This is a genomic window from Bradyrhizobium sp. WYCCWR 12699 (assembly GCF_032144035.1).
Taxonomy (GTDB): Bacteria; Pseudomonadota; Alphaproteobacteria; order Rhizobiales; family Xanthobacteraceae; genus Bradyrhizobium.
This window is the reverse complement of the sequence record NZ_JAVTJN010000036.1, coordinates 48,249-73,469: the sequence shown is the minus strand read 5'-3', so window position 1 is coordinate 73,469 and position 25,221 is coordinate 48,249. Positions and strand designations below refer to the sequence as shown.

Annotated in this window: 19 protein-coding genes; 10 read left to right on the top strand and 9 right to left on the bottom strand. The window is 64.4% G+C overall.

What is annotated here, in order from left to right; translation table 11 throughout:
* The first annotated feature begins 8 nt into the window (after positions 1-8).
* The 4 genes from RPS27_RS25055 (at position 9) to RPS27_RS25040 (ending at position 4,442) form a co-directional block, all read left to right on the top strand.
* On the top strand, positions 9-815 hold the full coding sequence (locus RPS27_RS25055; protein WP_194402097.1) for an enoyl-CoA hydratase/isomerase family protein: 807 nt from the start codon (positions 9-11) through the stop codon (positions 813-815).
* A 111-nt stretch (positions 816-926) separates the two neighbouring features.
* Positions 927-2,399 (top strand): DASS family sodium-coupled anion symporter, encoded by a 1,473-nt coding sequence (locus tag RPS27_RS25050; RefSeq protein WP_212066540.1) that lies wholly within the window; start codon positions 927-929, stop codon positions 2,397-2,399.
* A gap of 236 nt (positions 2,400-2,635) precedes the next feature.
* Complete coding sequence (locus RPS27_RS25045) at positions 2,636-3,787, top strand: methionine ABC transporter ATP-binding protein (RefSeq protein ID WP_212066542.1); 1,152 nt, start codon at positions 2,636-2,638, stop codon at positions 3,785-3,787.
* On the top strand, positions 3,777-4,442 hold the full coding sequence (locus RPS27_RS25040; RefSeq protein WP_194402094.1) for a methionine ABC transporter permease: 666 nt from the start codon (positions 3,777-3,779) through the stop codon (positions 4,440-4,442). The genes RPS27_RS25045 and RPS27_RS25040 overlap by 11 nt, the downstream gene beginning before the upstream one ends.
* A 6-nt stretch (positions 4,443-4,448) precedes the next feature.
* Here the strand turns inward: RPS27_RS25040 and RPS27_RS25035 are convergent, their stop codons facing one another.
* The gene (locus RPS27_RS25035; RefSeq protein ID WP_212066544.1) at positions 4,449-5,438 is read right to left on the bottom strand and encodes a helix-turn-helix domain-containing protein; all 990 of its coding nucleotides are present in this window, start codon (positions 5,436-5,438) and stop codon (positions 4,449-4,451) included.
* 180 nt (positions 5,439-5,618) lie between these two features.
* Between RPS27_RS25035 and RPS27_RS25030 the strand changes: the two genes are divergently transcribed.
* The 5 genes from RPS27_RS25030 to RPS27_RS25010 all read left to right on the top strand — a co-directional run bounded on the left by RPS27_RS25030 (position 5,619) and on the right by RPS27_RS25010 (position 13,645).
* A complete protein-coding gene (locus tag RPS27_RS25030) occupies positions 5,619-6,815 on the top strand; it encodes a serine hydrolase (protein WP_212066546.1) in 1,197 nt (398 codons plus the stop codon).
* A gap of 15 nt (positions 6,816-6,830) precedes the next feature.
* Positions 6,831-8,825 (top strand): primary-amine oxidase, encoded by a 1,995-nt coding sequence (locus RPS27_RS25025; protein ID WP_212066666.1) that lies wholly within the window; start codon positions 6,831-6,833, stop codon positions 8,823-8,825.
* A 583-nt stretch (positions 8,826-9,408) separates the two neighbouring features.
* Positions 9,409-11,403: a TonB-dependent siderophore receptor gene (locus RPS27_RS25020; RefSeq protein WP_212066668.1), complete on the top strand. Its 1,995-nt coding sequence runs from the start codon at positions 9,409-9,411 to the stop codon at positions 11,401-11,403.
* Between the two features lie 54 nt (positions 11,404-11,457).
* Positions 11,458-12,747 carry a siderophore utilization protein FsrB gene (gene fsrB, locus RPS27_RS25015; RefSeq protein ID WP_212066548.1) on the top strand — a complete coding sequence of 430 codons (1,290 nt, stop codon included), beginning with the start codon at positions 11,458-11,460 and terminating at the stop codon, positions 12,745-12,747.
* An 82-nt stretch (positions 12,748-12,829) separates the two neighbouring features.
* Positions 12,830-13,645 (top strand): hypothetical protein, encoded by an 816-nt coding sequence (locus tag RPS27_RS25010; RefSeq protein WP_212066549.1) that lies wholly within the window; start codon positions 12,830-12,832, stop codon positions 13,643-13,645.
* A 17-nt stretch (positions 13,646-13,662) separates the two neighbouring features.
* Here RPS27_RS25010 and RPS27_RS25005 read toward each other — a convergent pair whose 3' ends face one another.
* The 7 genes from RPS27_RS25005 to RPS27_RS24975 are packed head-to-tail and all read right to left on the bottom strand — an operon-like array spanning position 13,663 to position 22,600.
* Positions 13,663-14,658 (bottom strand): FAD:protein FMN transferase, encoded by a 996-nt coding sequence (locus RPS27_RS25005; RefSeq protein ID WP_212066551.1) that lies wholly within the window; start codon positions 14,656-14,658, stop codon positions 13,663-13,665.
* The gene (locus tag RPS27_RS25000) at positions 14,655-15,227 is read right to left on the bottom strand and encodes a nitrous oxide reductase accessory protein NosL (protein ID WP_211417063.1); all 573 of its coding nucleotides are present in this window, start codon (positions 15,225-15,227) and stop codon (positions 14,655-14,657) included. Before RPS27_RS25000 ends, RPS27_RS25005 begins: the two co-directional genes overlap by 4 nt.
* Complete coding sequence (locus RPS27_RS24995) at positions 15,224-16,051, bottom strand: ABC transporter permease (protein ID WP_194402087.1); 828 nt, start codon at positions 16,049-16,051, stop codon at positions 15,224-15,226. Before RPS27_RS24995 ends, RPS27_RS25000 begins: the two co-directional genes overlap by 4 nt.
* A complete protein-coding gene (locus RPS27_RS24990; RefSeq protein WP_212066553.1) occupies positions 16,048-16,968 on the bottom strand; it encodes an ABC transporter ATP-binding protein in 921 nt (306 codons plus the stop codon). Before RPS27_RS24990 ends, RPS27_RS24995 begins: the two co-directional genes overlap by 4 nt.
* Positions 16,965-18,305, bottom strand: a complete 1,341-nt coding sequence (locus RPS27_RS24985; protein WP_212066670.1) for a nitrous oxide reductase family maturation protein NosD — start codon at positions 18,303-18,305, stop codon at positions 16,965-16,967. Before RPS27_RS24985 ends, RPS27_RS24990 begins: the two co-directional genes overlap by 4 nt.
* A 31-nt stretch (positions 18,306-18,336) precedes the next feature.
* Positions 18,337-20,283: a TAT-dependent nitrous-oxide reductase gene (gene nosZ, locus RPS27_RS24980; protein ID WP_212066555.1), complete on the bottom strand. Its 1,947-nt coding sequence runs from the start codon at positions 20,281-20,283 to the stop codon at positions 18,337-18,339.
* 22 nt (positions 20,284-20,305) lie between these two features.
* Positions 20,306-22,600: a 4Fe-4S binding protein gene (locus tag RPS27_RS24975; RefSeq protein ID WP_313754694.1), complete on the bottom strand. Its 2,295-nt coding sequence runs from the start codon at positions 22,598-22,600 to the stop codon at positions 20,306-20,308.
* Positions 22,601-22,779: 179 nt separating this feature from the next.
* Between RPS27_RS24975 and RPS27_RS24970 the strand changes: the two genes are divergently transcribed.
* Entirely contained in the window at positions 22,780-23,655 is an 876-nt protein-coding gene (locus RPS27_RS24970) for a ferritin-like domain-containing protein (protein WP_212066557.1), read from the top strand.
* Between the two features lie 38 nt (positions 23,656-23,693).
* On the opposite strand, the gene RPS27_RS24965 is transcribed toward RPS27_RS24970, so the two are convergent.
* Positions 23,694-24,890: a M24 family metallopeptidase gene (locus tag RPS27_RS24965; RefSeq protein ID WP_212066559.1), complete on the bottom strand. Its 1,197-nt coding sequence runs from the start codon at positions 24,888-24,890 to the stop codon at positions 23,694-23,696.
* Positions 24,891-25,221 lie beyond the last annotated feature (331 nt).

The following is a 25,221-nucleotide window of genomic DNA, read 5'->3' as shown; positions in this document are numbered from 1 at the left end:
AACTTCCGTTGACCAATTATGTGACGATCGAGAAGGGGCATGGGCCGGAGGGGCGGATCGCTATCGTGCGGTTCGACCGCCATGACGGCATCAACGCGCTGTCGCCCGAAGCGTTGCGGCAGCTTACGGCGGCCGCGCGCAGTTTTGAAGACGACGCGACAACCTCCGTCGTGGTCCTGACCGGCAGCTCGGGCGCATTCAGCGCCGGCTTCGACCTCAAGGATGCCGAGGGACGCTCGCGCAAGGACATGGATCTCGGCGCGCTGCGGCGGCATCTCAAGCTCGGGCCGCGCCTCACCCACGCCTGGCAGGAGATGGAGCAGATCACGATCGCGGCGATCGAGGGCTTTTGTGTCGGCGGCGGCGTCGCGCTGGCCGTGGCGCTCGACTTCCGCATCATGGGACGCGATGCGCACTTGCGCGTGCCCGAGATCGGGCTCGGCATGAACATGAGCTGGCAGAGCATTCCGCGCATGCTGCATCTGATGGGGCCCGCCCGCACCAAGCAGGCGGTGATCCTTGCCGATCAGCGCATCTCGGCGGACGAGGCCTATGAGTGGGGCCTGGTGGAACAGGTGACCGATCCCGGCCATGCCTTCGATTCCGCCATGGAGCTCGCCCGCAAGGTCGCCGCGCAGCCGCCGCTCTCGGTCGCGATGACGAAGCTCACCGTCAACCGGCTCGCGCATGCGCTGGACGATCTCGCCAGCCATATGGACGTCGACCAGTTCGCGCTCGCCAGTCTCAGCGAGGATCACAAGGAGGGCGTCGAGGCGTTCCTGGGCCGCCGCAAGCCGCGCTTCAAGGGGCGATAGATCTTCGCCAGGCCATTGATCGCATCCCCGACAGTCCGTATACGCCGCATTGGGACAAGAGCAGGCTCGGCCAACGAGTCGCACGGGTGACGACAATCGAGGGGAGGGCCCATGACCGCCAATTCGCAGGCGCCTGAGGCAACAGGATTTCGCTGGAAACTGGTCGCACCGCTCGCGGTGTGGCTGGTGATCTATCTGTGGCCGGCGCCTACCGGGCTCAACGTCAATCAGTGGCACTATTTCGCGGTGTTCGCGGCCGTCATCACCGGGCTCATCCTGGAATCGATGCCGGTCGGCGCAGTCGGCTTCATCGGCCTGACGGTCGCGGGCGTCGCCGGCTATATCGATCCCGATCCCGGCAAATCGCTGCGCTGGATGCTGGCAGGCTTTGCCGAGAGCACGGTCTGGTTGATCGTCGGCGCCTTCGTGTTCTCGATCGGCTATCGCAAGAGCCAGCTCGGCCGACGCATCGCATTGGTGCTGGTGCAGAAGCTCGGCCGCAATACGCTCGGCCTCGGTTATGCCGTGGCGATGTCGGATCTCCTGCTGGCGCCGGCAACGCCGTCGAACACCGCGCGCAGCGGCGGCATCGTCTATCCCATCATCAGCAACATCCCGCGCATCTATGGCTCCGAACCGGGGCCGACCGCCGGCAGGATCGGCACCTATGTGATGTGGACGGCCTTTGCCGCGACCGCCGTCACGAGCTCGCTGTTCTTCACTGCGCTCGCGCCGAACGCGGCGGCGCTGGCGATCGCCAAGAAGACGGTCGGGGTCGAGGTCAGCTGGGGCCAGTGGTTCCTCGGCTTCGCGCCGCTCGGCATCCTCCTGATGGTGCTCGTGCCGCTGCTCAGCTATCTCGTTTGCCGGCCCGAGGTGAAGCGCAGCCCGGAGATTTCCGAATGGGCGGCGAAAGAGCTCCAGACGATGGGCCCGATGTCGCGCAACGAGTGGATCATGCTTGGCCTGATCGTGCTCGCGATGTTCCTGTGGATCGCGGGATCGAGCCCGGACATCCATGTGCCCGTGCTCGGCTCGAACTTCGTCAACGCCACCACCGTCGTGTTCATCGTGATCTCCCTGATGCTGGTGACCGGCGTGATCGAATTTGCCGACATCGTCAGCGAGAAGAGCGCCTGGGAGGTGTTCTTCTATTTCACCTCGCTGCTGACGTTGGCCTCCGGCCTCAACGAGATCGGCTTCATCAAATGGTTCGCGACCGAATACGCAAAACCGCTCGCCGGACTATCGCCGTCGACCGCGATGCTGCTGCTGGTCGCGCTGTTCTTCTGGATCCACTATTTCTTCTCGAGCATCACCTCGCATGCCGCCGCCGTGCTGCCCGTGGTGCTCGCGGTCGGATCGGGCATTCCCGATCTGCCAGTCACCACACTTGCGATGCTCTGCATGTACTCGCTCGGCCTGATGGGCGTGATCTCGCCTTATGCGACGGGACCTGCGCCGATGTATTTCGGCAGCGGCTATATCGGGAAGGGCCAGTTCTGGGGCTTTGGCCTGATCTTCGGGCTGCTCTATTTCGCCGGGCTGTTGCTGATCGTGTTGCCCTGGCTGCGGATGGGGTGAGCCGGGCTGGAGTCGGCCCCCGGGGCGGAGGAATATTCTTCTCCGGGGAGGGATTGGGGAATCTTCGTCCATCCCCTCGCAAATCTCTGACATTGCAAGAAAGACTGGAAAAGGCGATGGTACGTGCTGCGGTGCAGCGCGTGCCCCTTTGAGGCGTTTGCTGCTGTTCCACCCCTCGTCGCTGATGCGACCCGGCTTTCGTTTGCCTTTTCCGGCGAGCGAAAGAACTATTGTGCATGAAGGCCGTCTCCATGAACGCTCACCAATCGCTCGCCGTCGGACAGCCGATTGCGCCAGCTCAAGCGATATCGCATCCCGCGCCTGAGCCGGACGCGATGGTCCGTTTCGCCGGCATCTCGAAGACCTATCCGGCCTATCGCGGCAAGTCTGGCGTCAACGCCCTACAAAACATCGATTTCGCCATTCCACGCGGTTCCATTACGGGCGTGATCGGCCGCTCCGGCGCCGGCAAGTCGAGCCTTGTCCGGCTCATCAACGGGCTGGAGAAGCCGACCGCGGGCCGCGTGATCGTGGATGGCCGCGATATCTCGGCGCTGACGGGCCGCGAGCTGCGGCTGGCGCAGCGCTCGATCGGCATGATCTTCCAGCATTTCAACCTGCTGTCGTCGCGCACCGCCGCCGACAACATCGCGCTGCCGCTGGAGATCGCCGGCTGGGCCAAGGCCGACATCAAGGCGCGCGTGACCGAGCTGCTCGCGCTGGTCGGCATCGCAGACAAGCATGACCGCTATCCTTCCGAGCTTTCCGGCGGTCAGAAGCAGCGCATCGGCATCGCCCGCGCGCTGGCGACGCGGCCGAGCGTGCTCTTGTCGGACGAGGCGACCTCCGCGCTCGATCCGCAGACGACGCGTGCGATCCTCGACCTGCTCGCGAACATCAACCGCGAGCTCGGCGTGACCATCGTGCTGATCACCCACGAGATGTCCGTGGTGCGTCAGCTCGCCAGGGACGTCGTGGTGCTCGACGCCGGCCATGTCGTCGAGAGCGGCCACGTCGCCGACATCTTCACCCATCCGAAACATCCGATCACGCAGTCCTTCCTGGCCGAGGTGGTCGGCGACAGCCTGCCGGTCTCGCTAGCGAGCCGGATCGTGGCGGAGCCGCCTGCCGGCGGGCAGGCCGTGATCCGCGTCCAGGTGCGCGGGGCAGGGGCCGGCGACACGCTGGTGGCGCGGCTCGCCCGCGAGCTCGGCCTCGACATGTCGCTGCTGTCGGCGCGCATCGACGAGATCGGCGGCCAGCATGTCGGTTCGCTCGTTCTCGGCATACCTCTCGGTAGTCCTAGCCGCGACGACGTGCAGGCGCGAGTTCTTGCCTGGCTCTCTCAACATCAATTCCCGGCGGAGCATCTCGGCTATGTCGCCTGAACTCATCAACCTGATCATCCAGGCGACCTTCGAGAGCCTGTACATGGTCGGCATCGCCGCGCTGCTCGGCACCGTCTTCGGCCTGCCGCTCGGCGTCTTCCTCGCGACCAGCCGGAAAGGGGAGCTATTCGCGGCTCCGATCGTCAATCGCGTGCTCGGCATCATCGTCAACGCGACGCGGTCGACGCCTTTCATCATCCTGGTCGTCGCCATCATCCCGTTCACGCGCCTCGTTGCCGGAACCTCGATCGGATCGACCGCGGCGATCGTGCCGCTGACCATCGCGTCGGCGCCGTTCATCGCGCGCCTCGTGGAAGCTGCGATCCGCGAAGTCGATGGCGGCCTGATCGAGACCGCGTCTTCGTTCGGCGCCTCGCCGATGCAGATCGTGTTCAAGGTGCTGATCCCCGAGGCGCTGCCGGGACTTCTGTTGGCGCTGACTCTCGCAGTGGTCAGCCTGCTCGGCTATTCCGCCATGGTCGGCGCGGTCGGCGGCGGGGGCTTGGGGGATCTCGGCATCCGCTACGGCTATCAGCGCTTCATGCCCGAGATGATGCTCGCCGTCGTCGTCGTGCTGATCGCATTGGTGCAGCTTGTGCAGAGCGCGGGCGACTATCTGGCGCGCCGGGTCAACCGCCGGCTGCGGCATCACTGAGCCGGATCACACGGCTCGTCTTGTCCGCCGCAGCGTCTCCGAGGGCAGCTCGGAGAAATGGCGCTTATAGTCGAGCGAGAACTGGCTGAAGTGCCAGAATCCGTGCTGCACGGCAACGTCGTAGATGGATCTCCCAGCGCCGCCGGCGCGCTTCAGCTCGCGCCGCACGCGGTTCAGCCGCATCGCGCGCCAGTAATGCATCGGACTCGTGCCCAGCACCTCTTGGAAGGAATAACCGAGCTTACGCGGGCTGGCGCCGACGGCCTTGCAGACCTCCAGCAGCGAAAGTGAACGAGCACCGCTGCCATGCATCAGCTCGCGGGCGCGATCGACGGTTCGCCGCCGCGCGGCCGCGCTGCGTCCGGGATCGCTGGTTCGCGCCGTTGGCAGCATGTCCATGATCTCGACGAGAAGGGCGTCTTCAAGCGCCTGCCGGGCTGCCGGATCGCTGAACCTTTCCGGAGCGGTCGCGATCGTCTCTTGAATGGCGGCGAGGTGCGAGCGCAGCCGCACGACCGGAGCTTCCGCCATTTCGACCATCTGCAATTGGTGCCAGACAGTGCGCGGCAGCTCGATCTCGAGCCGGGCGGCAAGCTCCGAGATCAGCGCCGCGCTGGCAACGATGCCACGCAGCTCGAACGCCTTCGGCGTGCACATATCGACTTCGGCGTCGACGCAGGCGATGACCTGGGCGCCTGCAACGCTGGCGCCGTTGCAATTGACCTCGCCGTCGCCGTGCCAGGGCAGGCCGATACCAAAGCTGTCAGCGCCCAGCTGACCGTACTGCCGGACCTGCTGGCTGGTGATTTCGCGGAATACTTCGACATGGGGCAGGGAGAGCTGAGTGAAGCTGCCGCGAAACGCCCCGGCACTGATCTGGTCGTAGCTCAATCGCCAGCGGCCGAGGCTGGCGCAATGCTCATCGACGTCCGTGCTGCTGGCCTGGAACAGGCTGACAGCCGAGTCTTGAATCGGAAGAGTTGCGCGCAAGGTCATGACAGAATTTCGAAATTTGGCGGCAAAGTCCGGCAAGGACCTAGGGCAAGACTGGCATGACCATCGCCCGTGTCCAGCAAAATATTGCCGGATCTCGATAACGTCCGATACCGCCCCGGTGCAGTCTTCTCGCTCACCGTCCCAACACCATCGCGGGGCGAGGCTTCGCGGAGGATCGACATGCGGCCGACCGAGATCATGCGTGGCAGCCCACCAGCGCCAGAGGCCCAGGTGACGCGCGCCAACTGGCGCAGCTTCCCGGCGATCCGCTGGGGTTTCACCCACACTCGCGAAGTGTTGCCGACGGCCGAGGTTCGCCGCTCGGCCCACCCGAGCCCGATCACCAGCGCGCCGCGCGAGCTGAGCATGATCGGCTTCACCTCGCCCGACGGCACGCCGACCACGATCGCGGCGACGTTACGCGAAACTTTCGCCGACACGCTGCTCGTGATGCACCGGGGCACGCTGGTTCACGAATGGTATGGCGATGGCATGAGCGTGACCACACCGCATCTGATCTGCTCGATCAGCAAAGCGGTCGCCGGCACCCTCGGCGGCATTTTGGCCGCGCGCGGATTGCTCGATCCGGAGGCGAGGGTGGTGCGCTATGTGCCGGAGCTGGAGACCTCGGTCTATGCGGGCTGCACTGTCCGCAACCTGCTCGACATGGCCGTCGCCATCAAGTTCGAGGAGGATTACGAGGATCCCGCCGGCGACGTCGCGCGCTACCGATTCTCCTCCGGCTGGGACTTGCCGCCGCCGGGCGTCGAGCCAGGTCATCAGCGCGCCTATCTCACGACCTTGCGCGGCACCGGCAAGCCGCACGGCAAGGTGTTCCACTATGTCTCGCCCAATACCGAAGTGCTCGGCTGGGTCTATGAACGTGCCTGCGGCATGCCCTACCAGTCCATCCTCTCCGAATATCTCTGGCAGCCCCTGGGCGCGGAGGAGGACGGCTCGCTGACTCTCGACAGCCACGGCATGGGCCGCATCGCGGGCGGCCTGTCGGTCACGGCCCGCGATCTCATCCGCTTCGGCGAGATGATCCGCTGCCGCGGCGTGGTCGAGGGACGGCAGGTGGTGCCGGGCTGGTGGATCGACGACATCAGAGAGAACGGCGATCCCAAGGCCTGGGCCGACGGCGACCTCGCCGAATTCTTCCCGGGCGCGCGCTACCGTAGCAAATGGTTCACGATCGATCCGACCCGCAACGCGATCACTGCGATCGGCATTCATGGCCAGTTGCTCTATGTCGACCTGGACTCGGACACCGTCATCGCCAAGCTCGCCACGCAGCCGAAAGCGATGGACGTTCCGATCGACCAGCGCTGGTTTGCCGCCTTCAACGCCATCACTGCGCATCTCGCCCCGCGCTGAATCATGGACGTCCTCATGCTCGGCACCGTCACGTCCAAACCGTCAGCCCAAGCTGTCGCGCCACATCCGCTGGATCCGCTGACGGCCGAAGAGATCACCGCGGCCTGCACGCTCGCGCGCGCCGCCGCAGTTTCGCCGGAGAACTGCCGCTTCCCGATGGTGCGACTGGAAGAGCCGACCAAGCAGGAGCTGGCTACCGGGGGAGCTGGACGCTGCGCCTTCGTGCTGACCCTGGACATCACCACGGGCGAGGCGATCGAGCACATTATCGATCTCGGCCGCAGCGCGATCGTCGACCGCAATATCGTTCCCAACCGAGCAGCGCCGTACGGACAGCCGCCGGTGATGCTGGAAGAGTTCTTCAAATGCGAGGCCGTGGTGAAGGCCGATCCCGCCTGGCGTGCGGCGATGGTCCGGCGCGGACTCTCCGACAAGGATATCGAGCTGGTCCAGGTCGATCCATTCTCGTCGGGTTTCTTCGACAAGGAGTTCGAGCGCGGCGCCCGCATCGTGCGCGCCGTCAGCTATTTCCGCGAGCATCTCCAGGACAACGGCTATGCGCATCCGATCGAAGGGGTGGTCGCCGTGGTCGACCTGATCGGCGGTAAGGTCATTGATCTCACCGACGAAGATCCGATCGTGCCGATCCCGCGCAAGAAGCGAAATTACGGCGCGCATGACCTCGAAAAACCGCGCATCGGCATCAAGCCGCTCAACATCGAACAGCCGGAAGGCGCGAGCTTTGAGGTCGAGGGCTGGAAGGTCGACTGGCAGAAATGGAGTTTCCGCGTCGGTTTCACTCCGCGCGAAGGGCTGGTGCTGCATCAACTTGCTTACCAGGACGGTGAGCGCAAACGCTCCTTGATTCATCGCGCCAGCGTCACCGAGATGGTGGTGCCCTACGCCGACCCGACTGCCAATCATTTCTGGAAGTCGGCGTTCGATGCCGGCGAATACGGCCTCGGCATGCTCGCCAATGCGCTCGAGCTCGGCTGCGATTGCCTCGGTAACATCCACTATTTCGACGTGCCGGCTGCCGACAGCAAGGGCGAGCCCTTCGTCATGCGGAACGCCATCTGCATGCACGAAGAAGATTATGGAATTGCCTGGAAGCACTATGAGTTCCGCAATGGCCTGTTCGAGGTCCGCAGATCCCGACGACTCGTGATCTCGTTCTTCGCGACCGTCGGCAATTACGACTACGGCTTCTATTGGTACCTCTACCAGGACGGCACCATCCAGTTGGAGACCAAGCTCACCGGCATCATCCAGACCGCCGCCGTGCCGTCGGGCGAGACGTATAAATGGGGCGGCATGGTCGACGACAATCTGGGCGGGCCGACGCACCAACACTTCTTCAACGTTCGGCTGCACATGGATCTCGATGGCGGCGGCAACACGGTGACGGAGCACGAATTCGTGCCGCGGCCCTGGGGCCACGACAATCCACACGGCAATGTCTTCGACGTCACGACGCGCGTGCTGTCGCGCGAGCGCGACGCCGCGGCCATCGCCAACGGCGAGACCGGCCGGTTCTGGAAGATCAGCAATCCCAACGAGACCAACTCGGTCGGCAATGCTCCCGCCTACAAGCTCGTGGTCAACCCGAGCCCGCTGATGCTGGCACAAGAGGGCAGCTATGTGCGCGGGCGCGGCGGCTTTGCCACCAAGCATGTCTGGGTCACCGCGTTCGACAAGGACGAGAAATACGCCAGCGGCGACTATCCCAACGTCCATGCCGGCGGCGACGGCCTGCCGCGCTATGCGGCGCAGAACCGCAACATCGAGAACGCCGACATCGTGGTGTGGCATTCGTTCGGCCACACCCATGTCTGCAAGCCCGAGGATTTTCCGATCATGCCGGTCGAATATGCCGGCTTCATGCTGAAGCCGACCGGATTTTTCGCGGCGAATGCGGCGGGCGACATCCCGCCGGACCGCAATAGCCGCAGCGTGCTGGCGGGCGCAAAGGGCGCCGCCGCAAACTGTTGCCACGCGGACCCGGGGTAACATTCAGTAACTCGCGCGCCATTGGCTTCGGCCGCAACGCTGACCGCGATGCAGCCATGCGTGCGGCCCGTCTCGTGCAGATTGCCGCCGCCAGTTTGGAAATATTCCAATTCTAAAGAAGCGACGCCGCAGCGCGCGTGAGCGCATTGGTCGCACATGCTACGGACATCTCTGGAGAGATTCTAACGCTGTTCCTATCGCACTCGCAAACCGCCTGAGTTAGGGCGGGACATCAAGAATGATACCGGCAAAGCCGGCAGTGCGTGGGGCTTCGAAAGACGTGACCGACTTCCACTTTTCTTCGCGTGAGGATACGCGTCGTCGACAAATTCAGATGCTCTTGCTTGGAGCGGTCAGTACCTTCTCCGTCGTTATTCCCGTCAGTTCCGTGGAAGCGCAGACGCAGATTCCCGCCGTCACTGTCGATGCGCCGGCCCAGCGCGCCCGTCCTGCGGCGATCGCGTCGTCGAAGAGGGCGGCAACACGGACCTCGCGCGCCAATCGCCGCTCTCCCGCGCAGCAGTCCGCGCCAACGCAATCGGCATCATCGAACGACGCGACGGGCGAACGCGCCAACGGTCCTGTGCGCGGCTTCGTCGCCACGCGCAGCGGTACCGCCAGCAAGACGGATACGCCGCTGATCGAAACCCCGCAGTCGGTGTCCGTCGTCACCACCGATCAGGTCCGCAACCAGGGCGCGGTCTCGATCGGCGAGGCGCTGCGGTACACCGCCGGCGTCAGCGGCGACGTCAATGGCGGTTCCGATACCCGCTTCGGCGCGCTCCAGATCCGCGGCTTCGACACGACCATGTCGGGCCTCTACATCGATGGCCTGCGAATCCCTTCGAGCAATTACGTGCATTTCAACGGCCTCGATCCCTACGGCGCCGAGCGTCTGGAAGTGCTGAAGGGTCCGTCGTCGGCGATGTATGGCGGCAGCGGCACCGGCGGCATCCTCAACTACGTGACCAAGCTGCCGACCGCGCAGCAGTTCGGCGAGGTCTCGATCTCCGGCGGCAGCTTCAACCGCTACCAGGGCCAGTTCGACATGGGCGGACCCGCCAACAAGGAAGGCACGGTGCTGTGGCGCCTGACTGGCGTCGTTCGCGACGGCGAAACCCAGGTCGACTTCACCAAGGACAATCGCGTCTTCATCGCACCGGCCGTCATCTTCAAGCCGAACGAGGACACCACCATCACCCTGCTCGCCAACTACCAGCGCGACCGGGCAGGGTGGGGCCTGCAATTCCTGCCGGCCTCGGGCACGGTGTGGCCGAACAAGGGCCGCACCATTCCGGTCTCGTTCTTCGCGGGCGTGCCGGGATTCAACGCGTTCAACACCGAGATCGCAACCGCCGGCTATCAGCTGTCGCACAATTTCACCGACAACATCACGTTCCGGCAGAACCTGCGCTACGCCTACCAGCACAACGAGGAAAAGACCTTCTACGGTACCGGATACACCGACGAGGCGGCGGGGCAGCTGGGGCGTTTCGGCAGCTACAGCAACTCGTATATCAATTCCCTTGCGGTGGACAACCAGCTCCAGGGCAAGTTCAACACCGGCATTCTCAGCCACACCACGCTGGTCGGACTCGACTATCGCAACACCACGTTCCGCGACACCGCCTTTGCCGTCACGACGTCGTCGCCGGAGATCAACGTCTTCAATCCGGTCTACAGCAACGATTGGGCCATGGGCGGCCTCTACGACAACAAGGGCGTGAAGCAGTCGCAGCTCGGCCTCAATGCGCAGGACCAGATCAAGCTCGGCCGGCTGTCGTTTCAGCTCGCGGGCCGTCAGGATTTCGTGACGACGCAGCTGGACACCAATCTGCCTCCTGCCGATACATCAGTCACGAAGGACGCCTCGGCCTTCACCGGCCGCGCCGGCGTGATGTACAATTTCGACAGCGGCATCGCTCCCTACTTCAGCTATTCCGAGTCGTTCCTGCCGCAGCTCGCGACAAGTCCGTCCGGACAGATGCTCAATCCCGAGACCGGCGTGCAGTACGAGGTGGGCGTCAAGTATCAGCCGCTCGGCTGGAACGCGCTGTTCACCCTCGCTGCCTTCGACCTGACGCGTGACAACGTCGCTGTGTACGTGCCTGCGACGACCTTTTACGAACAGATCGGGCAGGTGAAGTCGCGTGGCATCGAGCTTGAAGGCTCGATGTCGCTCGCCGACGGCTGGAACCTGCGGGCGGCCTATGCCTATGTCGATGCCATGGTCACGCAGGATCCGGTCAATGTCGGCAAGGCCCCCGTCACCGTGCCGCTCAACCGCGCCTCGTTGTGGAGCGACTACACGCTTCAGAACGGACTGCTGGCGGGCCTGCAGTTCGGCGGCGGCGTTCGCTATGTCGGCGCGACCTGGGGTGATGATGCCAACACTTTCAAGGTGGGATCGGCCACCGTGCTGGATGCGCTCCTTGCCTACACCAGGGACAATTGGCGCCTGTCGGTGAACGTCACCAATCTGGCGGATACGCGTTATGTCGCCGCCTGCTACGGCCTGTCGGGCTGCATGTATGCCGAGGGACGGAAAGCCATCGGCAAGCTGACTTACCGCTGGTGAACCGAAGACGGTCCGGCAAAGCGAGCCGGACCTGCCGGATGAGAGTGCAAGACGATGAGGGCGATATTCGGCAAGCTGCATCGCTGGGCGGGACTGCTCACGGCCGGATTCCTGTTCTTCTCCGGCATCACGGGCGCAATCATCTCCTGGGATCACGAGATCGACGACGTCCTGAACAGCCATTTGTTCGACGTCACCAGCAAGGGGCCCGCCATCCCCTCGATCGAGCTCGCCAGGATGATCGAGCAGCGCGATCCCCGCGCGCGCGTCGTCTATCTCTTCATGACGCCGGAGGAGGGCCACTCGCTGTGGTTCTTCGTCATGCCCAGGATCGATCCCGCGACCGGCAAGCGTTACGCGCTCGACTACAATCAGATCTTCCTCGATCCCAAAACCGGCGCCGAACTCGGCCGGCGCTATTGGGGTGCGGTGTGGCCGGTGACGCGGGAGAATTTCGTCTCCTTCCTCTACAAGCTGCACTACACGATGCACATCCCGGAGTTCTGGGGCAGCGATCGCTGGGGCATGCGCCTGCTCGGCGTGATCGCCATCATCTGGACCATCGACTGCTTCGTCGGCTTCTATCTGACGCTGCCTTCGCGGCGCCGGACCAAGGCGGTGCGGGCACCTGAAGTCACGCGCCAGCTCGAGCGCGGCTTCTGGGCACGCTGGACGCCGGCCTGGTCCATCAAGACCTCGGGCAGCGCCTACCGGATCAATTTCGACATCCATCGCGCCTTCAGCCTGTGGACCTGGGGCGTGCTCTTCGTCATCGCCTTCACGGCGTTTTCGCTAAACCTCTATTTCGAGGTGTTCTCTCCGATGATGAAGATGGTCTCGAACTACACGCCGACGCCCTATGAGCAGCGGCCCTATCGCGATCTCGACAATCCGATCGAGCCCAGGGTCACCTTCGCCGAGATCGCTGCGCGCGCGGCGGCCGACGGCAAGGCGCGAGGCTGGACGATCCCGGTCGGCTCGGTCAATTACGGCCCGGCTCATGGCGTCTATGCCGCCGCCTTCTTCCACCCCGGCGACGATCACGGCGCCGGCGGCGTCGGCCCGGCGCAGCTCTATTACGACAGCGAGGATGGCCGCCCCATCGGCGAACGGCTGCCCTGGGTCGGCACCGCCGCCGACATCTTCGTCCAGGCCCAGTTCCCGCTGCATTCGGGCCGCATCGTCGGACTGTTCGGCCGCATCCTGATCTCGATCATGGGGCTCGTGGTTGCCGCGCTCTCGGTCACCGGCGTCGTGATCTGGTGGCGCAAGCGCCGCGCCCGCGTCCGGGTTCGTGAGACTGCGGCGGTGCGGCTCGATCGGCAACTCACGCCGGCGGAGTAGGGCGCGCCCGCCGACCGAGGATGAACCTTCCGGCTTGGCGCCGCCACCAATGGGGGACCGCTCCCAAGCCCCCGGACGTCGAATGAAATCGCTTGCCTTGCTCTGCCTGCTCGTCCTGGCGACGCCCGTTCATGCGGCGACGCCCGAGCAACGCTATCTCGACCTGCGCGATCGCTACATCGCAAAGTTCTCCAAAGCCAAGGAGAGCGAGGAGATCTACAAGCAGCACGAGGCCGCCCTGAAGGAGCTGGCGGGCGTGCTCCGCGGCCTGGTCGGACCGGTCGCGATCAAGGGGCTGCCCGCGGACGGCAAATCGAACGCCGACACGCTGTTCAAAGGTGACTCGGGCTTCGGCCATCTCGACGGTCTCGGTTTCGCCTCCGAAGGCGACAAGAGACAGGCTGTGGTGACCACAACGGGGCTGCTCAAGCACTGGCTGGGTGAGCACCGTGAGGACGGCATGCCGCAAGAGATCCGCGCGGCCTTCAAGTCCGACCGCTTCTACTATCAAGCAATTCAGGACTCGGCCTTCGCCAAATATGCGGAGCTGCCGATCATCAAGCCGGCGTCTGCGAGCGTCGCCGCCGCGGTGCTGGGCGTGCGCGGCAATGGCGATCTGAAAGCGCCGCCGCGTGAGATCGACGTCGTCGCGATCCAGGGTGACAAGGTCTTCTTCCTCGCCGACAGCGACGCCGTGAAGACGTCCGAGATTCCGGCCTGCGAGAAAGTCTGGAAGCAGATGATGGCCCGGAAAGCGCCGCAAGACGCCATGGCCAAAGAAGACCAGGCGATGGACGCCTACACCAAATGCTTTGCCAAGGAAGCACCAAGCCAGAGCTGGTACGGAGCGGCCGTCAAAGAGGCACAGAGCCAGTTGGAACTGTTGCTGTCGCGATAGCCGTCCCGACTGCTCTGCTACGCGGACAATTCGACCGCCTTGCCGGCCTCATCGATCAGGTGCACGCGATCGATATCGACGCGCGGCAGCAATGATCGGATCTGCTCCGTCGGCATCAGGCTGAACGCCGTCGACAGGGCGTCAGCGGCAGTCGCGCTGCGGGAAACGGTCGTCACGCTGCGATAGCGCAGGGCGCAGCCGCCCGATCGGGGATCGAACAAATGGTTGAAGCGCGCCCTGGAATCGAACTGGCAGCCGTAGCCGCCCGAGGTAGACACGGCACGATCGACGACCGGCAAGACCGCCTTCGTCTGGCCGACAATGTCGGGATCGGCGATGCCGACCTCCCAGGGATGTCCGTCCGGACGCGCGCCGATCGCGCGGGCTTCGCCCATGTCGACCAGGCTGTGCGAGACGCCGTGCGCCCGCAACAGGTCGACCACTTTGTCGGTGACGTAGCCTTGCGCGATCCCGTTCAGGGTGACGGCCATGCCCTTGGGCATCACGATCCGGGCGCGGCTGACTGACAGCCGGTGGCTTCCGATGCGCGCCAGCACCGCCTCGATTTCGGTTGCCGCAGGACCCGCCGGATCGGCATCGCCGCGCGCGAAGTAGCTGGAATAGAGCTCCCACAGCGGCTGCACCGTGACGTCGAACAGACCGCCCGTGACCATGGAATAATGCTGCGAAATCGAGAGCAGCTCGACCATTTCGGCGGCGGGATCGATCAGGACACCCGTCCGGTTCAGGACGACCAAGGCGGAATCCTGGAGGTAGAGACTGAACTGTCGCTCGAGCCGCCGCGCCTCGGCACAGGCCAACGTGATCAGCCGCTCCGCCCGGCTGCGATCCTCGTCGTGGATCTCCAACGTTGCAACCGCGCCCAGCATCGTGCCGCGCCAGGTGACCGGCGTGACCTCTGCACGAGCGGGATGGCCTGAGGACAGCGCGCCGAGGCTCGCTGCCGCCGCGCTGATCCGGATGAAGCGTCGCCGCGTCAGGGTTGGCGTCATGGCGTCCTCCTCGGTCGTTCGCCCGGCGGGCCTTCCGCTGCCTCGTCGGCCGCCGCAGTGCCGGGGACAGTCGCCGACGCCAGGACATAGTCCCGCGGCACATCGTTGAAGCCGACGATCCTGCCGCCGTTTTCACCGGCGAACTTCTCCGCCGCCGCCTTGTCCGAGAACGGAACGGCCTCGTCGCCGCCCATGCCGCTCTTGACCCGGCTCTCGATCACGAACAGCGCCTTGCGCGCCTCGATCCAATTGTCGGCGCCCGGCTTGTCCCAGTCGGGGGTCTTGCCCATGTCGGACACGTAGATCGCCAAAATGTCCTTGGGCTCGTCGGGCAGCATGGTGAAGGCGATGGTGTCCCGCACCGACGAGAACCACACGGGCTCAATGAGGCTCGCGGCAAAGATATGGCCCTTCGGTCCCGGATGCTCGAGCACGTTCATGCCGCAGTAATGGCCGATATCCTCCGCGGTCATCCGATGCGGCGGCGGGACCTTCGCCGCCTGCTTGTCGTTGCAGCCCGCGAGCGCCAGCGGCACGAGCAAGGCGAGCAGGATCGTTCGGCGCCTCATAGCTCCCTCCGCGAGAAGGCGAGCGCGGCCAGCGCCAGCGGCACCGAGGTCCAGCCGAGCAGGGCGGTCAGCAGGACCGGTATCGTCAGGGACGTTGTCTGGGCAAGGCCGGCCATGCCGGCGAAGGTGCTGACATTGGCAAATCCGGTGAGGTTGATCAGACGATAGGCGTCGGTCGGGTTCGCCAGCAGCATGGCGTTGAGCACGGCGGCCGAGATGCTGCGTCCCTGATCGAGCGCGAGCACGCCGAGCAGCGCCATGTCGTAGATCAGCACCAGCAGCAGCCACAATCCGATGCAGATGCCGGCTGCCGTTCCGCGGTCCCGCACGAGCGCGCTGACCAGATATCCGATCGCGACGAAAACGGCGCCGAGGAGCACCGAGGAGCCCACCATGGCACCGAACGCCAGCAGACTATCGCCGTCGATCTGGCTGCCCGTCGCCGCCAGCGCCCCAACCGCCGCGCCGTAGCCGAGGCACGTCGCAAAAGCGAGGACGGCGAGATGGCCCAGGAACTTGCCGAGCAGCACCTGCCATCGCGCGACCGGATAGCTCAGCAGCAACAGCATCGTCCCGCGTTCCATCTCGCCGACGATGGCGTCATGAGAGATCAGAAGCGCGATGAGCGGAACGAGAAAGATCGTCAGGCTCGACAGGCTGACGACGACCACGTCCAGCGTGCGAACGCCCACATTCCCGGTCGGCGCGCTGCCGAGAAAGGTCAGTGACAAAGCAAGCCCGGCGAGCAGGAGCGTTGCGGCAAGCACCCAGCGATTGCGGATGGCCTGATGGATCTCCTTGGCGGCGATGATCATGACGTTCATGGCGCCTGCTCCGATTGCCGGAGGAAATGAGCATAGAGCTCGTCGAGGGTCGGCGGAACCACATCGACATCCTCGACGGCATTGCCGGCGGCCGTGGCGCGATGCAGCAGCTCGATCTTGCGCTCCGGCGCGGCGTCGATCTCGACGATGTGGCCGTTCAGGCGGCGGCAAATCGCATCTTGCGGCGCCCAGCCCGGCATCTCGCTCGGAGCGAGGCCCGCCACCTTGAGGCGGATCCTGGTGGGCAGCCTGGCGAGACGACGCAGCTCGTCGATCGATCCGTCCGCGACCTTGATGCCGCGGTTCATGATGATGACCCGGCCCGCACGTTCCTCGAGTTCGGTCAGCGCATGCGACGACAGCAGCACGGTCGCGCCGCTGGCCGCCAGCCGCGCGATGATGTCGTAGAAGGTCTGCCGCAGCTCGGGATCGAGGCCGGTGGTGGGCTCGTCGAGCAGCAGCACGCGCGGCTGGCCGAGCAGCGCCTGCGCGAGCCCGAGCCGCTGGCGCATGCCTTTCGAATAGGTGCTGACCCTGCGGCGGCTCGCCGCGCCGAGCCCGACGCCTTCGAGCAGATCGAGCGCCTTGGCCACCGGCTCCCGCTTCAGCCTGGCGTAGAAGGCCTGCGTCTCGCGGCCGGTGAGGGCAGGGTCGAAGGAGACGTTCTCCGGGAGGTAGCCGAGCTGGCGCCGGCCCGCGAATTCGCCGGCGGCAGGATTGTCTCCGAGAACCTCGATGGCGCCGCTGGTCGGCCGGATCAGCCCCAGCATGAGCTTCATGAGCGTGGTCTTGCCGGCGCCGTTGTGGCCGATCAAGGCCACCAGCTCGCCCTGGCCAAGCGTGAACGAGGCGCCGCGCACGGCCTCGACCCGGCCATAGGTCTTGGTGACGTCGCTGACGCGTACCGTGCTGGTCATCGCGTCTCCTTCTGCGCTGCGCCCCGTGGCGGCGCTACCAGCGGATGGCTGTCGACCACGCCGCCGGGCAGCAACGCCGGAAACTGCGCCTGCGCCCAGCGGATCACCTGGACGGCGGGGCTGTTGATCAGGACCTTCGCAGCGGGCGCCGTCCACAGCACGCGATCGATGAGGTCGTTCGGCCGGTACGCCGTGTCGGCGATACCGTCGCCGTTGAGGTCGAAGGCCGGATTATCGCTCCAGTAATTGCCGCGCCCCCCGGTCGACCAGTCGAGATGCCGTGTGCCGACATATTTCACCTGGTTGGCGTTGCTGACGAAGGCGTTGCCGGTGATCTCGTTGCCTTCGGAGCCGGCCGTGAAGTGCACGCCGATGGCGCAGCGCTCGAACCAGTTGTTGCGGAATTTGTTGTGATTGGTGTTGTAGATGAACACGCATTTCTCGGGGCCGCTCCGCAGCGTGCTCTCCCGTTTGGCTTGCGGCAGCATGCCTCGCTCGTCGTCGGGACCTTCGTCCGCTTTCTGTACAGTCGAGCCGAGCGGGCCACCGATGACCCGATTGTCTTCGATCTGGGCATAGTTCGCGTAGTTGAAGAGCATGCCATAGTCGCGATCGCGATCGGAGGAATTGCCGCGGATCACGAGACGGTTCGAATACATGATGGCGTAGCCGACATGGTTGCCAACTGAAACGTTGCCGCTGATCTCGCTGTCGTTGGTGTACATGTAGTGGACGGCGAAGCGAACCTGCTCGAAGCGATTGTCGAGGAAACGGTCCTTGTTGCTGGAGATCGAGAAGATGCCGTCGCGGCCGTAACGGAAATTGTTGTTGGCGATGGTGACGTCAGGCGCATTCCAAAGCGAAACGCCGTTGCCGGCCTCGCTGAGACGTCCTCCGCGCAGTCCCTCGATCTCGTTGCGGACGACGCGGGAGCCCCTGGCGCCATGCACATAGACGCCGAACAGGTTTCCCACCAGCCGGTTGTCCTCGATCGTCGCGCGCTCGGCCGTCTTCTGCAGGAAGATCCCGGAATTCATCGCCTGAAGATCGCGGCCCGATCCCCGGATGGTCAAGCCGCGGACAGTGACGTCGGGTGCGCTGACGGTGATGACGTTGCCGTCGCCGTCGCCATCGAGCACGGCCTCGTGGTTGCCGACCAGCTGTAAAGGACGGTCGATGCGGATCGCGCCGTGATATTCGCCGGCCGCAAGCGCGACGACGTCGCCGGCGCGCGCGCTGTCCAGCACGGCTTGCAGCGACTGGCCAGGCGCAGCCGTCAACGTCTCCGCACTGGCGAAGCCGGACAATCCGGCGGCGACCAGCGCCGCCGGAAACATGCGTAACAATGGACCCACGAGGTCGCTCCGATCAGACCGATTTCGGCTCGACGAACATCCGGCCCTTCATCTCCATGTGCATGGCGTGGCAGAACCAGGAGCAATAGTACCAGTAGACACCCGGCCTGTCGGCCGTGAAACTCACGGACGCCGTCGCCATCGGCCCGATCTCCATCTGGATGCCGTAGTTCACGATGCAGAACCCGTGCGTCAGGTCTTCCACCGCATCGATATTGGTGACGAATACCGTCACTTCGTCACCTTGCTTGACCTGGAACTGCTCGAGACCAAAGGCTGGGGCGGTGGACGTCATGTAGACGCGCACCTTGTTGCCGTCGCGAATGACCTTCGAATCCGCCTCGAGGTTGATGCCGTCGGCCTTTGCCTGCTTGACCGCGTCCGCAAACATCGGATCCGCGCGGTCGTAGATCGAGATCGGGTTGATCTTGGAGCGGTGAACGATAGTCGCGTCATGCGGCTCGGCGAAGCTCGGGCCGTCATGCACCAGCTTCATCTGATCGCCGGAGATGTCGATCAGCTGATCGTTCTCGGGCTTGAGCGGGCCGACGTTCAGGAAACGGTCCTTCGAGAACTTGTTCAGCGAGATGAGCCACTTTCCATCCGCCTCCTTGGTCTGGCCCATCGAAGAATGGTTGTGACCCGGTTGATAGTGCACGTCGATCTTCTGAAGGATGGGATTGACCTTCTCGCCCTTGAACGCCCGCTTGGCGAGATCAATGCTCCACTTGCAGACCTGGCTGTCGAGGAACAGCGTCGTGTAGGCGTTGCCCTTGCCGTCGTAGGCGGTATGCAGCGGGCCGAGGCCGAGCTCGGGTTCCGCGACCACGACGTCGCGCGGCTTGATCTTGTCGTCGAACAGATCGTCGAATTTGCGGACGTCCATCACGGTCACGGTGGGCGAGAGCTTTCCGGCCGCCACGATGTGGATGCCGTCCGGCGCCGTGTTCATGCCGTGCGGATTGTTCGAGACCGGAACGTAGCGGGTGTAGGCCGAGCCCTTGCGGCCGTCGATGACGGGGACGCCGTTCATTTCCTTGAAGTCACCCTTCTTCAGGGCTTCCTCGATCCGCTTGATGTTGAAGATGACGACCCAGTCCTGTTCGCTGGCAGTCATCTCAGCGAGCGTGACGCCTTCCTCGCCGTTGTAGCAGGTCGCGAAGCAGTATTTGCCCTGATAGTCGGCATCGACGTTGTCGAGGTTGCCGCTGACGATCACCTGCCAGGCCACCTTCATCGTGTCGCCGTCAATCGCGCTGAAGATGGAGCGATACTGCTTGGCATCGTCGAGGACCTTGCCGTCATTGGGCAGAGGCACGCCATCCTCGCCATTGGCAAACACATACCCCGTGCGCGGATATTTCTGCACCCGCAGGCCGTGGACCGTGTGCTGGTTCGGCAGCTCGACGATCTTGTCGCATTTCATGATGTCGAGCCGCACCCGCGCGACGCGGCTGTTGGCCTTGTCGTTCATGAAGGCATAGCGGCCGTCATAGGTGCCGTCCGTGAACGAGATGTGCGGGTGATGGAGATCGCCGTTCAGGTACGTGCCGCCGCGGTTCTTGAGGAACTCGCGGGTCGCGGGCTGCATGCCTTCGGTCAGGACCTTGATGCTCTCGTTGGTCTGGCCCCAGCCGGTCGCGCTGCAGCGGTTGAAGACCGGGACGCGCATCAGCTCGCGCATCGAGGGAAGGCCGATGATACGCATCTCGCCGGACTGTCCGCTCGAGAAGAACACATAATATTCGTCGAGCTCGCCGGGCGCGACCTCGGTCTTCTGAACGGCCGGCCTCGCCGCCGGCGCTTTCGGCGCGGCATTCTTGGTTTGCGCGTCCGCGGAGGAGACGAAGCCGCCGTCCGTCAGCGCTACTCCGCCGGCAAGGCCCACGCCCGCTGCGGCCGCCGTCGTTCCCAGCACTGTTCGTCGGCTGACGCCCTTTGCCTTATCGTTCTCGCTCATGATTGCCTCCTCGGCTTTCGGTTCAGTTCGGTGGTGGAGAGATGGCGGGTGACGCGCCGACAGTCTTGCCGCCGGCGGTGATGACGGTCGCGGGACCCTTGCCGCCAGAGCGCATCGTGGGCGAGGACATCGCCGCGAACTTCTCGCGCTTGAGCCGCACCTGGATCATGTGCGGGCAGCGGTGGTCGTCGTAATAGAGTTCCTGACAGTGCATGCAGTAGATGCACTCATTGACGTTGATGTGACCCTCGGGATGGATCGATTGCACCGGGCATTCCTTGGCGCAGCGCTGACAGGGCGAGCCGCACTCTTCCCAGCGGCGCAGCCATTCGAAGGTCCGGATGCGGCCGGGAATGGCAAGCGCAGCGCCGAGCGGGCAGAGGTAGCGGCAGAAGAAGCGCTCGATGAAGAGGCCGATGACGAGCAGGGCGACGGCATAGGCGACGAACGGCCAGCTCCGCGAAAACTTCAGGATGATCGCGGTCTTGAACGGTTCGACCTCGGCGAACCGTTCGGCCATGTCGACCGAATAGAGCGACAGGCCGAACAGTCCGAGGAAGATGATGTACTTGATCGGCCACAGCCGCTCGTGGAGTCCCCACGGCACGGTGATTTGCGGCACCTTCAGCCATTTCGCGGCCGTGTTGGTGAGCTCCTGGAGCGCGCCGAAGGGACAAAGCCAGCCGCAGAACGGGCCGCGGCCCCAGAACAGAAGCCCGCCGGCCGTCGCGGCCCACAGGATGAAGATCAGGGGAGCGGCGAGGAAGAATTCCCAGCGGAAGCCCGTCACCAGCGCATTGCTGAAGGTGACGACGTTGACGACGGACAGCTGCGCGTTGGCGTACCAGCCAAGCCAGACCAGGACGAAAGCGAGATAGCCTCGTCGCACCCAGGTGTAGAGCACCGGCCGGCGCACGAGCAGGTTCTGGAAGAAGAAGATGCCGGTGAGGGCGGCCAGCATGAATGCGGTGATGCCGATCGACACGGTGCTCGACCGCCAGATCCGCATCCAGAGGGGCTCGTCTTCCTCCGCCGGCGGTGTGGCCGCAGCTTTTGCCTGCGAGACCGGAGGCGCCGCGCTCTCCGGCACCGTCACCGTGCGTTGCTCGCGGCGAATGTAGCTGTCGGGTAGGGCGTAGCCGAGGTCGAAGGTCAGGAATGCCTTGTCGCGGCCGCCGAGGCTCCGCTGCACCAGCAGCTGAAGCTGCCACGGCTGGGTGGGATCCAAGGTGAACTCGGGCGGGGTGACGAACAGGCCGATTTCTTTGAACTCGGGCGTGCCGACCGCCTCCAATGCGCCAAGACGGGTGTGATTACGGTCGCGGAAGCGGGTGCTGTTGCCGTCCTGCAGAATCTCGATGCGATCGAAGATGCCGCCGCGGACGTAGGCCGAACCCTTGAACGAGTAGGGACCGTTGCCTGCGACGACAATCGCCTGCTGTCCGGGCTTCAGGCCGTCCTTCAGCCGCCGATAGCCGTCATCGCCGAGCAGGCTTCGGCCGATCGTGGGCGCGCTCACGAGCGCGACATAGAGGTCGATGAAGGTGTCGCCGGCGTCACCTGGCTCGGGATACTGGCTCGCTGCCGCGCTGCCGGATTTTGCAAAGGCATCGTTGATGTCGCCGATGCCAAGATGAAGCCGGCGTATCGAGCCGTCGCCGACGAGGCTTTCCCAGTCGCGCACCTCACTGCGTTCGAGATCGAGCGTCTTGATGACGGGGGGCAGGGCTGCCGAAGCCGCCGCGCCGTCGCCGCCGGCCACGCGACCGCTTCGGATGAGCTTGGACGCCGCGCGAACGATACTGTCGCCCATCACCAGCACGGTGACGGTTGCGCCGCTCACGATGTCGACCTGCGGCGGTTTCTCGGCGCCACTTGCGACAGGCTTCATGTCCTTGCCGATCAGCCCATTCACGGCGGCGACGATGCGCGCTTCCGGAATGCCGACCAGCACGATCGGCTCCTTGTGATCGACCAGCTTGATGCCGGTGATGACGCCCTTGGGATCGATGCCGGCCAGCAGGTGAATCGGTTTGCCGGAGTAACCGACGGAATTGGCGAAGTCGGAGTTGAGGAAGACAAATCCCTGCAGCTGATCGCCGCGGTATACAGGTACAATCGGCGGATCACCTTGTGGCGGTCCGAAACGATCAGCGCCCGGGAAAAATTCCGCAGGCGCGATCTTCGGCAGGTATGTCGGTAAGTCAGCCGCAGCGCAGGCGGGCGAAATATAAGTCAGACACACCAGCAGCAAGCCTGCGAGCGCCAGCGCTGCACGCCTTGCGAAGGTGGACTCTTCATGCGGTCGCTTCGACATGTCGGTCAAATGCCATCTGCGCGACCAACCGGGTCGCGCGTGCCTTGAGACTCTTCGTCGATGATTTGTCGCCGCTGACGTGCCACAGTCGTCGTGCGCGACTACATCTGTCAAGCTAAAGTGGAATGATTGCGCATTCGAACAACCAAGTCACACATTTGCATCGGGAAACCCTCGCCATGCCATTCCTGCGCACTTCATTGCTCAGTGCTGAGCCCGCGGGTGTATTGGAGTCGATCGACGAGCTCTTTGCGCTAGGTCATGCAATGGAGCAGGAAGCGGCCAAAAAATACGATTCCCTTGCCCAAGAGATGCGCGGGCAGGGCAAGGATGATCTGGCGGAAGTGTTCACGCGGCTCGCCGCCGCCGAGCGCGAGCACGTGGACAGTGTGACGCAGTGGTCGCAGTCGCGCCGGGGCAAGCGCCCGGATCCCGCCATGGTGCGCTGGGAGGCGCCGGAAGCGCTGGCCCCGGAAGCTGCAGCCGAGATGAAGACATCGCGGCTGATGACGCCGTACCGCGCACTCGCCATGGCGGTCCGCAACGAGGAGCGGGCCTTCGCCTTCTGGTCATATCTGGCAGCCTATTCGCATGATCCAGAGGTCAAGAAGGCGTCCGAGGCGATGGCCCGGGAGGAACTGGGCCATGTCGCCACCCTCCGCAAGGAGAGACGCCGCGCTTATCATCACGAACACGACCGCAGCGGCGCCGAGGCATCGTCAGCGCCGGTGCGGCAGATTGATGCGCGAGAACTCGAGCTGCGCCTGGTCGCGCAGCTCGCCGAGATGGAACAAAGCCTGAGCGGACCAGAGGCGATCCGCATACGGGACATCCGCCAACAGGCCATCGGGATGGCCGACGCCGCAACCGGCCTCGGGAGCTTTCCAGCGTCGATGGAGAATAAAGGCCCATTGGAGATCGCCGAGGCGCTCGTCGATGGTTATCTCGAAGGCGCCGAGCGGTCGAACGACGCTGCCGATCTCGAACGTTTGCAGCAGCTCGCCGAACGCGCGATCTCGCGACTGGCCTGGCTGCGATCGCTCGCGATGAATTAAAGGCAGCCCGCCGCTTACGGCGGGTTTCGCTGCGCCGTCTAGGCGGCAGCGTTCCGGCCCAAATTCCACCCGCGTCCAGCTTCGCCGAAAATCTGGTAGCCGCTATCCGTCACAGCAACCGTATCCTCAAGCTTGATGAAGCCGCGCTTTGGATGCTTCATCGTGGTCTCGATTGAGATCACCATGCCGGCTTCGAGAGGGCGGCGGGCGTCGCTGTCGTCATAGGGAACCGGACCCGTTGCGGTCAGGCGAGGGGCCTCATGGCTGACGAGGCCCATACCGTGGGCGAGGAAATCCGTGCAGTCGCGTTGGGTGATCTGCGCAAGCTGGCGCTCGGCCGCAACATAGATGTCGCCGCCCATCGCGCCTGGCCTGACCGCAGCAAAGGCGGCTTGCTGGACCGCCTCGATCTCGGCCAGATAGTCCTTCAACTCGGCATCCGGCTCGCCCAGGACCGCCATGCGCGCGACGTCGCCGATATAGCCGAGGTAATTGCCACCCGAATCCAGCGACAACACCTCGCCTTGCCCCCAGCGCTGCGATGACGGCGCCCGATTATGGCTGCTGCCGCAGGCAAGCAGACAATACTCGAAGGTCAGGCCGCGGTTGACTTCGGCAAGACGCAACGCATCCGACAATTGCTGTTTGGTCGTACCCCGACCGTGACCGCAGATCACTGCCAACATGGATGCAATGACGAGCTCGGACGCCGTCTTCAACTTCGCCAATTCCTCCCCCGATTTGACTGCCCGCAGCCGCTCCAGCACCAACACTGCGTCCCCGAGCTCGGCGCCGGGCAGGGCGTCGGCCAGCGCCTTTCCTGCATCCATCGGCATAAACGGCATCTCCACCCCAACCCGCTTCCAGGGCACGCCCGCCTGACGGATCAGCTGTGAGGCGCGCTGGACGGCGTCCATCGAACCATTCGATTCGGTCCGGACCAGCGGCACCCAAGGCGGCGCGACCGTGCGCTGGTGGGTTTCCAGCCGATGCCCGACATAGATCGACTTCTCCGGAGCGCCCTTGGCATAGACCAGCACTGGCAGATAGCGGCTGACGCCCAAGGCATCCATGTAGTCGAAGAAGATCGCCCGTTCGGCCCCCAGCAGGTATTGCACGTTGTGCTTGGACGTCGCGATCAGGACATCGAGGCCTGCCGCCTCCATGAGACGGTCGAGCTTGGCAGTATCGAACGGAATGGCGCGCGAGGCGGCACGAGCAACAGTTTCCTGCATGACGGACCTCCGGGTCGCCGCTGATCTGATCTGTCCTGGATGTCTGCGACCTCGGAGTTAACTGCCGGATGGTCCGTTAGCTCCTGATGTGGCTGGAAGGAGGGATGCTGGAGGCCCAGGCAGCCGGCCGATCAATTCATTCTACGCCCAATCCGTAATTCGCATAAGGTATATTATGGAATATCTTTATATACAATCAGATCAGTTATTTAGGCGACTTTCCTGCCATCGCGCCTTCGCTTGCGCTGGTTTTTCGCACCCGCGCCTCACGCCTCGTCCCGGTCGTCGGCGGCTACTGTGCATGGGGTTGTTTTTCAGATTTTGAATCGGC